Genomic DNA, 12,526 nt, shown 5'->3' on the forward strand with positions numbered 1-12,526 from the left:
AGAATGCCGGCGATTCTTGGATCGATCGACATTCTCTTTCAGCCGCTGTTTTCTGCGCTTGATCTGGCGATGCGCTGGTGCCCGGGTATCAGGGGCATGCTGATCCCGGGCTTTGCGTTGCTGTTGGCGCCATGCTGTGCAATCCAATGCCGCACTGCAGGGTCAACAGCTCGATGGCGACGTCGAAGGTTCTACGAGATGGATGAGAACCTGCGCGATCACACGTCGATATTGCCCGCCCGCAGCGCATTCGTCTCGATGAATTCCCGGCGTGGCTCCACTTCATCGCCCATGAGCATGGTGAACACGCGGTCGGCCTCGATGGCGTCGCCGATCTGCACCTGCAGCAGGCTGCGGACGGTGGGGTCCATGGTGGTTTCCCACAGCTGCTCGGGGTTCATTTCGCCCAGGCCCTTGTAGCGCTGGCGGGCCGTGGTGCGTTCGGCTTCGTGCAGCAGCCATTGCATGGCCTGCCGGAAGTCGCCGGCCTTGTCGCTCTTGGCCTTTTCGCCCTCGCCACGCGTGACCTTGGCGCCTTCGCCCAGCAGGCCGTTGAAGTTCTGGGCTTCGTCGGCCAGCGCGGCGTAGTCGTGGCTGCGCACGAACTCCTGGGTGAGGATGGAGCTCTTGATGTTGCCGTGGTGGTGGCGGCTGATGCGCAGCACGGGCTTTTCGGAGACCGGGTCGATTTCGGCCGTGACCTCGGCGGGCACGCCCGTGGTGGTCAACTCGCGCAGCTTGGCCTCCAGGATGGGGGCGCAGGCCTGGGCCGCCTCGATGCTGTCCAGCGTGATCTGCACGCCGTCGGCGATGGCGCGCAGGGCCTCGGCATCCATGAAGTTGGACAGGCGGTCGATGACGGTCTCTGCCGCCAGGTGCATGTTGGCCAGCTTGGCCAGTTCCTCGCCGTCCAGCGTGCGCGGGTTGGCGCCGCCGGTGCTGACGCTGGCGTTCATCAGCGCGATGCGCAGCAGGTACTGGTTGAGCGCGGGGCCGTCCTTGATGTACAGCTCTTCCTTGCCGTTCTTGACCTTGTACAGCGGCGGCTGGGCGATGTAGATGTGGCCGCGCTCGACCAGGTCCGGCATCTGGCGGTAGAAGAAGGTCAGCAGCAGGGTGCGGATGTGGGCGCCGTCCACGTCCGCGTCGGTCATGATGATGATGCGGTGGTAGCGCAGCTTGTTGGGGTCGAAGTCGTCGCTGCCGCTCTTGCCCGATTCGGCCGTGGCCTTGCCGATGCCGGTGCCCAGGGCCGTGATCAGGGTGACGATTTCGTTGCTGGTCAGCAGCTTTTCGTAGCGGGCCTTTTCCACGTTCAGGATCTTGCCGCGCAGCGGCAGGATGGCCTGGAACTTGCGGTCGCGACCTTGCTTGGCGGAGCCGCCGGCGGAGTCACCCTCGACGATGTAGATCTCGCACAGCGCCGGGTCCTTTTCCTGGCAGTCGGCCAGCTTGCCGGGCAGGCCCATGCCGTCGAGCACGCCCTTGCGGCGCGTCATCTCGCGGGCCTTGCGCGCGGCCTCGCGGGCACGCGCGGCATCGACGATCTTGCTGCACAGGATCTTGGCGTCGTTGGGCTTTTCTTCCAGGTAGTCGGTCAGCGCCTTGGCGACGATGTCCTCCACGGGCGCGCGCACTTCGCTGGAGACCAGCTTGTCCTTGGTCTGGCTGCTGAACTTTGGTTCGGGCACCTTCACGGACAGCACGCAGCACAGGCCTTCGCGCATGTCGTCGCCGCTGACCTCGACCTTGGCCTTCTTGGCCAGTTCGTTCTGCTCGATGTACTTGCCGATCACGCGCGTCATGGCGGCGCGCAGGCCCGTCAGGTGGGTGCCGCCGTCGCGTTGCGGGATGTTGTTGGTGAAGCACAGCACCTGTTCGGCATAGCTGTCGTTCCACTGCATGGCGACTTCGACGCCGATCTCGGTGCCGGGGATGCCGCCGTAGCTTTCCGCAGGACGCGTGCCGTTGGCGTGGAAGGCCGTGGGATGCAGCACCTTCTTGTTGGCGTTGATGAACTGCACGAAGCCCATGACGCCGCCGGCGCCGGAGAAGTCGTCTTCGCGGCCGTCGCGCTCGTCCTTGAGGCGGATGCGCACGCCGTTGTTCAGGAAGGACAGTTCGCGCAGGCGCTTGGCCAGGATCTCGTAGCGGAACTCATGGTTCTGCGTGAAGATTTCCGTGTCGGGCAGGAAGTGGACCTTGGTGCCGCGCTTGTCGCTCTTGCCGACCACGCGCATGGGCGAGACCTCGACGCCGTCCACGATCTCGATCGGGCGGTTCTGCACGTGGCCGCGCGAGAAGTCGATTTCGTAGACCTCGCCATCGCGGCGCACGTTGAGCTTGAGCCAGATGGACAGCGCGTTCACGCAGGACACGCCCACGCCGTGCAGGCCGCCCGAGACCTTGTAGCTGTTCTGGTTGAACTTGCCGCCCGCGTGCAGTTCGGTGAGGGCGATCTCGGCCGCCGAGCGCTTGGGCTCGTGCTTGTCGTCCATCTTCACGCGCGTGGGGATGCCGCGGCCGTTGTCGATGACGGACAGGGAGCCATCGGCATGGATGGTGACCAGGATGTCGTCGCAGTAGCCGGCCAGGGCTTCGTCGATGGAGTTGTCCACCACTTCGAAGACCAGGTGGTGCAGGCCCGTGCCATCGGAGGTATCGCCGATGTACATGCCGGGGCGCTTGCGCACGGCCTCCAGGCCTTCGAGGATCTGGATCGCACCTTCGCCATAGCCGCTGGAGTCTGAGCCTTCGGGGGCAATGGTCTGGTTTTCTGGCTTGTTCTCGTCGGTCATGGAAGGCCCTGGGGTAGTTCCGTCGGAAGCTGTCGCTTCGCTTGAAAATGTTCGATTCGGCCGCTGGCGCGGTGCGTAGGGACGCGCGCTGCGGGCTACGAGTCGGGTAGGGTGGTTGCGCACCGTGCACCGGCTTGTGCCACCGGGCGGCGGGTGCAGGGGCTGCGCAATGTGTCAGGCATCGGTGTCGTGTGGCGCGCGGTCAGATGCGCATGGGCATCACGACGTACTTGAAGCTGTCGTTCTCGGGGATGGTCAGCAGGGCCGAGCTGTTGCCGTCCTGCAGGTCGATCCTGATCATGTCCTGGCTCATGTTGGACAGGGCGTCGATCAGGTAGGTGACGTTGAAGCCGATCTCGATGGTGTCGCCACCGTAGTCGATGTCCAGCTCGTCCATGGCCTCTTCCTGCTCGGCGTTGTTGGACGCCACGCGCAAGGTGCCGGGCTCCACCGTCAGGCGCACGCCCTTGAACTTGTCGCTGGTCATGATGGCCGTGCGCTGCAGGCTGGCCAGCAGAGGGGCGCGGCCCAGGGTCACGCTGTTGGTGTGGTTGCGCGGGATGACACGGTTGTAGTCGGGGAACTTGCCCTCGACCAGCTTGGTCACGAACTCCATGCCGCCAAAGGTGAACTTGGCCTGGTTGTTGGCGAACTGCATCTCGATGTGGGGCTGGTTCTCGCCACCGGCATCCGACAGCAGGCGCTGCAGCTCCAGCACGGTCTTGCGCGGCAGGATCACTTCCTGCTTGGGCACTTCCACGTCCAGCTGGCTGCTTGCGAACGCCAGGCGGTGGCCGTCGGTGGCCACCAGGGACAGCTGCTTGCCCTCGGCCACGAACAGGATGCCGTTGAGGTAGTAGCGGATGTCCTGCACGGCCATGGCGAAGGAGACCTGGCCCAGCAGGTCCTTGAGCACCTTCTGCGGCACGCTGAAGGAAGGGCCGAAGGCCGCAGCCTCCTGCACCAGCGGGAAGTCCTCGGCCGGCAGGGTCTGCAGCGTGAAGCGGCTCTTGCCGCCCTTGAGCACCATCTTGGCCTGCTGGGTCTCCAGGCTCACGGTCTGGTCGCCGGGCATGGTCTTGAGGATGTCGATCAGCTTGCGCGCGCCCACGGTGGTGGTGAAGTCGCCGGTGTCGCCGCCGAGCTCGGCGGTGGTGCGGATCTGGATTTCCAGGTCGCTGGTGGTCAGCTGCAATGCGTTGCCGGTCTTCTTGATCAGCACGTTGGCCAGGATGGGCAGCGTGTGGCGGCGTTCGACGATGCCGGACACCGATTGCAGGACCGCGAGAACTTTGTCTTGTGTGGCTTTCAGGACGATCATGTCAACCTCTGATTTAAGGATGCGGGTCTCGGTAGGAGCGGCGGCTCACAAATGAGCCCCCTCTTGCCGCTCGAATCCCCCATTTTGCCGCGTACATACGACCAGAATGGGGGAGTTTTCATCAACCTTTGAGAGTTTGCTCCAGCACGTGCAGCTGCTGGTTCAGCTCGGTCAGTTGCTGGCGTTCGCCGGCGATCTTGCGCACCGCGTGCAGCACGGTGGTGTGGTCGCGCCCGCCGAACAGCTCGCCGATCTCGGGCAGGCTCTTCTGGGTCAATTCCTTGGCCAGGTACATGGCAATCTGGCGCGGCCGGGCGATGCTGGCCGGGCGCTTCTTGCTGTACATGTCGGCCACCTTGATCTTGTAGTAATCGGCCACCGTCTTCTGGATGTTCTCCACACTGATCTGGCGGTTCTGGATGGACAGCAGATCACGCAGGGCCTCGCGGGCCAGCTGGATGGAGACTTCCTTCTGGTTGAAGCGCGAATAGGCCAGGATCTTGCGCAGCGCGCCTTCGAGCTCGCGCACGTTGGAGCGCACGTTCTTGGCCACGAAGAAGGCGACTTCCTCGGGCATCTCGGCGTTCTCGGCGCGGGCCTTGTTGATCAGGATGGCCACGCGCATCTCCAGCTCGGGCGGCTCGATGGCCACCGTCAGCCCGGAGTCGAAGCGCGATACCAGCCGCTCGTGGATGTTCGCCAGACCCTTGGGATAGGTGTCCGAGGTCATCACGATGTGGCTCTTCTTGGCCAGCAGCGCCTCGAAGGCGTTGAAGAACTCCTCCTGCGTGCGGTCCTTGTTGGCGAAGAACTGCACGTCGTCGATCAGCAGCAGATCCAGCGAGTGGTAACGCTCCTTGAATTCGTCAAAGGTGCGGCGCTGGTAGGCCTTGACCACATCCGAGACGAACTGCTCGGCGTGGATGTAGAGAACTTTGGCGTCGGGCTTGTCGGCCAGCAGCTTGTTGCCCACGGCATGCACCAGGTGGGTCTTGCCCAGGCCCACGCCGCCGTAGATGAACAGCGGGTTGTACAGGTGTCCGGGCGAGCCCGCCACATGCATGGCGGCCGAGCGTGCCATGCGGTTGGCTGTACCTTCCACCAGGGTCTCGAAGGTCAGCGCGGCGTTCAGGCGCGTGCGAAAGACGGGCGCTGCCGCGTCTTCGCTGGTGACCGTGGGCACCGAGGTGACAATGGTTTCCGGCGGGGCCGAGCGCTCGCTGGAGGAGGGGCGGACGTAAGTCCGCACAACGCTTTCCCGCTGAGCGAGTGCCAACTCAAGCGTCACCGGCTGGCCATAGAGCGACTCCAGCATGGCCGAGATGCGGCCTGCATATTGGGCGCGGATCCAGTCGAGCTTGAAGCGGTTGGCCACGTAGACGGTGACTTTGGAGAAGTCTTCGGCGACGTGCGCGGTCAGGGGCTTGATCCAGGTGTTGAACTGCTGTTCGGGCATTTCCTGCCCCAGTTGCTCAACGCAGACTTGCCACAGGCCCTGGCCTGCATCGTTCGTAGGTTCCTCTGTCATTGTCGAAGTCTAGTTGTGGATAGGAGGAACTGTTGCGAGGCTGCCATTGTAGCTTTTGCGGAAGTTATCCACAAAATATCAGGAGCTTGTCCTCCGCCTTGTCGCAAAATGGGCAGGCATCCTTCGGGTTCGAAGGGCATTGCATCAAGTGGACAACGCTGTGATAATCGCGGGTTTCCCTGAATGTGTTCAGGGTGATATGTCCCGCCCGTCTGCATCGGGTCTGCATGCTGCCGCTGGCGGCCTTGGGCGAAACCTCTCGGGGTTGCTCCTTGGGCTGCACATGGCAAGTGCATCGTGCAGATTTTTGGCAGGTGGCCTGGCGGTTTGCCTTTGTGGCGGCTGCTGGCTGCACTGCGTGTAGCGTGCCGGATACGGGACCGGTGCAAAACTGAACCTTCTCTAGGAACCAACATGAAACGTACTTACCAACCCTCCAAGACCCGTCGCGCCCGCACCCACGGCTTTCTGGTCCGCATGAAGACCAAGGGCGGCCGCGCCGTGATCAACGCTCGCCGCGCCAAGGGCCGCAAGCGTCTGGCCGTCTAAGGCCAGCCATTGCTGGGCGGTTTGCTCGCTGCACTGAACCCCTGAACGGGGTGCTGGCATGCAACGGCTGAAAACACGTCCGCAGTTTCAGGCCGCCATGGCTGCCGGTACGGTATCGCGTACCGCGCATTTCGCCCTGCACCGTCTCGTTCTGACGGAGCAGGGCGGCGCCATGGCGCCACCGACAGGGCCCGGGTCGCAAGACCCGCAGGCCCTGTTCGGCGTTGGCGCCGTGCGCCAGGATGCCTGGCTGGGCGCCATGGTGCCCAAGCGCTGGGCGCGCCGCTCGGTGACGCGACACACCATCAAGCGGCAGATCTATGCAGTGGGCAGCGAGCATGAGACCCTGATGCTCCAAGGCGCCCATGTAGTGCGGCTGCGCTCGGGCTTTGACCGGCGCCAGTTCGTGAGCGCCACTTCTGATGTGCTCCGGCAGGCCGTGCGCGCCGAGCTGCAGCAGTTGTTCGCCTATGCGGCGAAACGCCTGTCGCAGCCTGCGCCCGAGCTGCCGCAGCCTGCACAGGAACGCGCCGCAGCCGCTGGCGAGAGCATCGGGGTTGCGCCATGATGCAGCGGCTGCTGATGGCGCTGGTGCGCGGCTATCGGCTGATGCTCAGTCCCTGGCTGGGCTCGGCCTGCCGCTTCACGCCCACCTGCTCGGCCTATTCCCTTGAAGCGTTGGAGCAACACGGCGCTGCGGTAGGCTCCTACCTGACGCTGCGCCGCCTGGCGCGCTGTCATCCGTGGTGTGACGGGGGGCATGACCCTGTGCCAGAGCAAAAGCCCAGGCTGTTCACCAGCCTGACGGCTGCGCCCGAAAACACCCAACCTTCCTCACCTAAGAAGTCTTCATGAACGATATTCGCCGCACCATCCTGTGGGTGATATTTGGCTTTTCGCTGGTCTTGCTATGGGACAAATGGCAAGTGCACAGCGGCAAGAAGGCCACTTTCTTCCCCGCGCCTGCCGTCGCCACGGCCCCGGCACCTGAAACGGGCAAGGCGCCCGGCGATGCCAGCGTGCCCTCGGCGGCTGCTGCGGCAACGGCCGGTGCCGGCGAAGTGCCTGGCGGCGCTGCCGCCGCGCCCGAGGCGGCCCCGCGCCAGAACGTCACCATCAGCACCGACGTGCTGCGCCTGACCTTCGACAGCCAGGGCGGCACGCTGCGCCATGCCGAACTGCTCAAGTACGCGGATTCCGTGCACAAGGACAAGCCTGTGGTGCTGTTCGACGAGAGCGTGCACCGCGTGTACCTGGGCCAGTCGGGCCTGATCGGCGGCGGTTTCCCCACGCACAAGACGACCATGACCGCGCTGCCCGGCGCGCGCGAGCTCAAGGACGGCGAGGACCAGATGGAACTGCGCTTCGAGTCGCCCGACATGGGTGGCGTGAAGCTGGTCAAGATCTGGACGCTCAAGCGCGGCGCCTACGACATCGGCGTGCGCCATGAAGTGGTGAACACCGGCACGGCGGCCGTGAGCCCGCAGCTGTACCTGCAACTGGTGCGCGACGGCAACAAGCCCGAAGGCGAACAGTCCACCATGTACTCCACCTTCACGGGCCCGGCCGTCTACACCGACGAGAAGAAGTACCAGAAGGTCGAGTTCAAGGACATCGAGAGCGGCAAGGCCAGCGTCGAGAAGTCGTCCTCGGGCGGCTACGTGGCCATGGTCCAGCATTACTTCGCCAGCGCCTGGCTGCTGGCCGAAGGCATCCAGCGCGACAACTTCCTGCGCAAGGTGGACAACAACCTCTACGCCGTCGGCATGATCACGCCGGTGGGCACCATCGAGCCTGGCCAGAGCAAGAGCGTGGAAGCGCGCCTGTTCGCCGGTCCCCAGATCGAAAAGCGCCTGGAATCGCTGGCGCCCGGGCTGGAGCTGGTCAAGGACTATGGCTGGCTGACCATCCTGGCCAAGCCGCTGTACTGGCTGCTGGACAAGCTGCACGGCTTCCTGGGCAACTGGGGCTGGTCCATCGTGGCCCTGGTGCTGCTGCTGAAGATCGCCTTCTACTGGCTCAATGCCAAGGCCTACTCCTCGATGGCCAAGATGAAGGCCATCAACCCGCGCATCATGGAAATGCGTGAGCGCCTCAAGGACAAGCCCCAGCAGATGCAGCAGGAGATGATGCGCATCTACCGCGAGGAAAAGGTCAACCCCATGGGCGGCTGCCTGCCCATCATCATCCAGATCCCGGTATTCATCGCGCTGTACTGGGTGCTGCTGTCCAGCGTGGAAATCCGCAACGCGCCGTGGATCGGCTGGATCACCGACCTGTCGGCCAAGGATCCTCTGTTCATCCTGCCCGTGCTGATGACCCTGTCCTCGCTGCTGCAGACCGCGCTGAACCCCGCTCCGCCGGATCCGATGCAGGCCAAGATGATGTGGATCATGCCCCTGGTCTTCAGCGTGATGTTCTTCTTCTTCCCGGCCGGCCTGGTGCTGTACTGGCTGACGAACAACATCCTGTCCATCGCCCAGCAGTGGATCATCAATACCCGCATGGGCGTGCCGCCGCAGTTCAACCTGCCCAAATTCGGCAAGTCCACGCCGGCCAAGTAAGCCTGCGAAGGCCCTGGCTCCAAAGCCCGCTTCGGCGGGCTTTTTCATGGGCGGCCTATCATCGGCGGCCTGAAATCCCTCCCAAGAAAGCTCCATCCATGCTGCCCCGCCACAACGACCCCATCGCCGCCATCGCCACCGCCCCGGGGCGGGGTGCCGTGGGCATCGTGCGTGTGTCCGGCAAGGGCGTGGCGCCGCTGGTGCGGGCGCTGTGCGGGCGCGACCTCAAGCCGCGCGAGGCCACCTATCTGCCGTTTCGCGATGCCCAGGGTGGCCCCATCGACCACGGCCTGGCCCTGTTCTTCCCGGCGCCGCACAGCTATACCGGCGAGGATGTGCTGGAGTTGCAGGCCCACGGCGGCCCCGTCGTTCTGCAACTGCTGCTGGCGCGCTGCCTGGAGGCTGCACAAGCCTCTGGCGAAGACCATCGCAGCGTGCTGCCGGGCCTGCGCCTGGCCCAGCCCGGTGAATTCACCGAGCGCGCCTTTCTCAACGACAAGATCGACCTGGCCCAGGCCGAGGCCATTGCCGACCTGATCGACGCCAGCACCGAGGCCGCCGCGCGCAGTGCGAGCCGTTCGCTGTCGGGCGCTTTTTCCGAGGAAATCCATGGCCTGCGCGACGCGCTGGTGCACCTGCGCATGCTGGTCGAGGCCACGCTGGACTTTCCCGAGGAAGAGATCGACTTCCTGCAAAAGGCCGATGCCAGCGGCCAGCTCGCGCGGCTGCGTGGCAAGCTGGACCAGGTGCTGTCGCGTGCCCACCAGGGTGCGCTGTTGCGCGAAGGCATCAAGGTCGTGATCGCGGGCCAGCCCAACGCGGGCAAGAGCTCGCTGCTCAACGCGCTGGCCGGTGCGGAGCTGGCCATCGTCACCCCGATTGCCGGCACCACGCGCGACAAGGTGCAGCAGACCATCCAGATCGAGGGCGTGCCCCTGCATGTGATCGACACGGCAGGCCTGCGCGAGAGCAGCGACGAGGTCGAGCGCATCGGCATCGCGCGCGCCTGGGACGAGATCGCCGCGGCCGATGCCGTGCTCTTCCTGCACGACCTCACACGCATGGGCGAGCACGACTACCTCGCTGCCGATGCCGCCATTGCCGAAACCCTGGCCCAGAAGCTGCCGCGCCAGGTGCCCGTCATCGACGTCTGGAACAAGACTGATCGCGCGGAACCCGCCCAGATGCAGGCGCATGGCGGCCGTGAAGGCAGCGTGGCACTGTCGGCACGCACGGGCGACGGCCTGGATGCCCTGCGCCGGCGCCTGCTGGACGTGGCCGGCTGGCAGTCGGCCCCAGAAGGCCTGTACCTGGCGCGCGCGCGCCATGTGGAGGCACTGCAGGCCGTGGCCGCCCACCTGCAGGAGGCCGAGCTGCAGCTGGCGGCCCAGGCCGCCCACCTGGACTTGCTGGCCGAGGAACTGCGCCTGGCCCAGGTCTCGCTGAACTCCATCACCGGGGAATTCAGCTCCGACGATCTGCTGGGCGTGATCTTTTCCAGCTTCTGCATCGGCAAGTGACCGGGCTGCCGGATGGCCCCGACCCATTCGCACAGCCGGCAGAGTTGCTGCAATACTTATCTTTTGCTACAAAATTTGCCGCCGAAAACCCGCTTGTCGGCATTGGCGTGCCCGCTGCCGTCGCTTAGCATGCGGCGTGCCGCAGCGGCCCTCGTCGCTGCCTGTCGCCGGGCGCAGCCCTGGCGCGGGTGCGCGGCCCAATTCGAACCGGATCCGCCATGTCTTCTTCCTCCCACAATGATTTGCGGCCACTGGCCCAGGCCATGTCGTCGGCCGTGGCTGTCGATGGTGTGCAGAACGCGCTGACCTTGGAGCAATGGGATCTGCTGGCGCCCTACCTGGTGCCGGTCATGCTGGCGGCGGGCGAGCTGCTGTTTGCCGAAGGTTCGCTGGACCGCAATCTGTACTTCGTGGAGTCCGGCAGCCTCAGCGTGCACTACCAGGATGCGAAGGAGCGCATCCGCCTGGCCATCGTCGGCCCGGGTTCCATCCTGGGTGAGGGCGCCTTCTTCGCCCACCGTGCGCGCCATGCCACCGTGCAGGCGGCTGCGCCGGGACGGCTTTGGTGCCTGACGGCCATGCGCTTCGCCGAACTCAGCAATCGCCAGCCCGGTGTGGCGCTGGCCCTGGTCATGGCGGCCGGCCAAGTGCTTGCCCGCCGTGCGGTGGACAGCCGCCGCCGGGTGGCCAGTACCTGAAAGGCTCCCGGGCAGCACCTGGGGCGGGGCGCTCTGCGGGCGCGGGGCGGTGACAGGCCGGCCTTTGCGCTGCGACAAATTGATACAGCGGTTTTGCTGCGCCCGTGCTCGAAATGTCGCAAAGTTGCAGGCACAATGCCGCGAGTTTGTGACTATTCGTGACAATGAGAGCCCCCATGTCTGTGTTCAACTGGTTTTCCCGCAAGCCTGTGCCGGAGCAGGGCCGTGGTTCGCCCGGAGACGATGGCCAGGCCAGTGCCGCGGCGCGTCGTGATGCAGGGCCCGGCGGGCGCCGCAGCGAGCGTTCCGAGCGCCGTGAGCAGCTCTACGGTGTGGTGCGCGATGTCATGGTGCGTGCCGGGGTGTTGTCCGCCAGCTACAAGTTCAAGGTGCTCTCGCTGGACAACGTGGGCCAGCGCTTCGTGGTGATGATGGACCTGGCGCGGGCCTATGCCAGCGAAACCGCGCGGCTCAGCGAGATCGAGGCCATGCTGGCCCAGGCGGCCAAGGCCCGCATGGGCGCGGTCGTGACGGCCGTGTACTGGCGGGTCAGCGACCAGAACGCTGCAGCCCAGGCCCAAGCCCAGGTGCATTCCGCGGCGACGCGCGCACCGCGTCCCGTCCCGCCCATGGCCGTCCCGTTGGCGGCCTCGATGGAGGCGGCAGCGCCCCAGCGCCGCAGGCAGGACATGGCGCCCTTCGAACCCATAGACGATCAGGAAATGGCGGCCTTCAAGCTCGCCGTGGCGGCCATGCCCGCAGCCGGGCGGGGAGCGGGTTCTGCAGGCTCTGCTGCAGCGGCTCCCGCTGGTGTGCGCCGCTCGGGCCCCTTGCTCGGGCCGGGCGCAGGCGATCGCGGTGCGGACTTTCCCCACAGCACGCTGGACCACCTGGACCTGGGCGTCACCCAGTACGGCGAACTGCGCTGACCGGGCTGCGGCCTGGCTCAGTGTCAGTGGCCGGCGAAATCCACCAGCGTGAACAGCGGCAGTCCGCTATCGCGCAGCAAGGTGGAGCCGCCCAGCTCGGGCAGGTCCACGATGGCCGCGCCCTCGATCACGGTGGCGCCGAGTTTTTCCAGCAGCCGCTTGCCGGCCATCATGGTGCCGCCGGTGGCGATCAGATCGTCGATCAGCAGCACGCGGTCGCCCGCCTTGACGGCGTCGGTGTGCAGCTCCACGGTGGCACTGCCGTATTCGAGTTCATAGGTCTCCTCCACCGTGGTGAAGGGCAGCTTGCCCTTTTTGCGGATGGGTACAAATCCCACGCCCAATTCGTGGGCCACCACGGCGCCCAGGATGAAGCCGCGCGCATCGAGCCCGGCCACCACATCGGGGCGCATGCCGCGCTGCATGTAGCGGTGCACGAAGGCGTCGGTCATCACGCGAAAGACCTGCGGGTCCTGCAGCAGCGGCGTGATGTCGCGAAACTGCACGCCGGGCGCCGGCCAGTCGGGAACGGTGCGTATGTGCGTGCGCAGGTAGTCGTTGACGCTGGGGGTGGTATGCATGGCGCTGGATCGGGGGGCTGGAGAAGACGGGCCAGTGT

The 12,526-nt window shown here is 65.5% G+C and carries 11 protein-coding genes; 7 read left to right on the forward strand and 4 right to left on the reverse strand.

Features of this window, described 5'->3' with window-relative positions; genetic code table 11:
* Nucleotides 1–218 precede the first annotated feature (218 nt).
* From gyrB to dnaA, 3 genes are all read right to left on the reverse strand, one after another.
* The gene (gyrB, locus tag BO996_RS03020; protein ID WP_012201943.1) at nucleotides 219–2,798 is read right to left on the reverse strand and encodes a DNA topoisomerase (ATP-hydrolyzing) subunit B; all 2,580 of its coding nucleotides are present in this window, start codon (nucleotides 2,796–2,798) and stop codon (nucleotides 219–221) included.
* Nucleotides 2,799–3,000: 202 nt separating this feature from the next.
* On the reverse strand, nucleotides 3,001–4,119 hold the full coding sequence (gene dnaN / locus BO996_RS03025) for a DNA polymerase III subunit beta (protein ID WP_012201942.1): 1,119 nt from the start codon (nucleotides 4,117–4,119) through the stop codon (nucleotides 3,001–3,003).
* 121 nt (nucleotides 4,120–4,240) lie between these two features.
* Entirely contained in the window at nucleotides 4,241–5,647 is a 1,407-nt protein-coding gene (gene dnaA, locus BO996_RS03030) for a chromosomal replication initiator protein DnaA (RefSeq protein WP_012201941.1), read from the reverse strand.
* A gap of 414 nt (nucleotides 5,648–6,061) precedes the next feature.
* On the opposite strand from dnaA, the gene rpmH reads away from it, so the two are divergent.
* From rpmH to BO996_RS03065, 7 genes are all read left to right on the forward strand, one after another.
* On the forward strand, nucleotides 6,062–6,196 hold the full coding sequence (rpmH, locus tag BO996_RS03035) for a 50S ribosomal protein L34 (protein ID WP_012207856.1): 135 nt from the start codon (nucleotides 6,062–6,064) through the stop codon (nucleotides 6,194–6,196).
* Between the two features lie 58 nt (nucleotides 6,197–6,254).
* The gene (locus BO996_RS03040; protein WP_012207855.1) at nucleotides 6,255–6,764 is read left to right on the forward strand and encodes a ribonuclease P protein component; all 510 of its coding nucleotides are present in this window, start codon (nucleotides 6,255–6,257) and stop codon (nucleotides 6,762–6,764) included.
* Nucleotides 6,761–7,051: a membrane protein insertion efficiency factor YidD gene (yidD, locus tag BO996_RS03045; RefSeq protein ID WP_012207854.1), complete on the forward strand. Its 291-nt coding sequence runs from the start codon at nucleotides 6,761–6,763 to the stop codon at nucleotides 7,049–7,051. The genes BO996_RS03040 and yidD overlap by 4 nt, the downstream gene beginning before the upstream one ends.
* The gene (gene yidC / locus BO996_RS03050) at nucleotides 7,048–8,760 is read left to right on the forward strand and encodes a membrane protein insertase YidC (protein WP_012207853.1); all 1,713 of its coding nucleotides are present in this window, start codon (nucleotides 7,048–7,050) and stop codon (nucleotides 8,758–8,760) included. The genes yidD and yidC overlap by 4 nt, the downstream gene beginning before the upstream one ends.
* A gap of 98 nt (nucleotides 8,761–8,858) precedes the next feature.
* On the forward strand, nucleotides 8,859–10,280 hold the full coding sequence (gene mnmE, locus BO996_RS03055) for a tRNA uridine-5-carboxymethylaminomethyl(34) synthesis GTPase MnmE (protein WP_071953974.1): 1,422 nt from the start codon (nucleotides 8,859–8,861) through the stop codon (nucleotides 10,278–10,280).
* A gap of 218 nt (nucleotides 10,281–10,498) precedes the next feature.
* Nucleotides 10,499–10,978: a Crp/Fnr family transcriptional regulator gene (locus tag BO996_RS03060; protein WP_013804809.1), complete on the forward strand. Its 480-nt coding sequence runs from the start codon at nucleotides 10,499–10,501 to the stop codon at nucleotides 10,976–10,978.
* Between the two features lie 176 nt (nucleotides 10,979–11,154).
* Complete coding sequence (locus tag BO996_RS03065) at nucleotides 11,155–11,907, forward strand: hypothetical protein (RefSeq protein ID WP_071953975.1); 753 nt, start codon at nucleotides 11,155–11,157, stop codon at nucleotides 11,905–11,907.
* A gap of 23 nt (nucleotides 11,908–11,930) precedes the next feature.
* On the opposite strand, the gene BO996_RS03070 is transcribed toward BO996_RS03065, so the two are convergent.
* Nucleotides 11,931–12,488, reverse strand: a complete 558-nt coding sequence (locus BO996_RS03070; protein WP_012207849.1) for an adenine phosphoribosyltransferase — start codon at nucleotides 12,486–12,488, stop codon at nucleotides 11,931–11,933.
* Nucleotides 12,489–12,526: the final 38 nt, after the last annotated feature.

The sequence above is a fragment of the Delftia sp. HK171 genome (assembly GCF_001886655.1).
In the GTDB taxonomy this organism is placed as follows: domain Bacteria; phylum Pseudomonadota; class Gammaproteobacteria; order Burkholderiales; family Burkholderiaceae_C; genus Comamonas; species Comamonas acidovorans.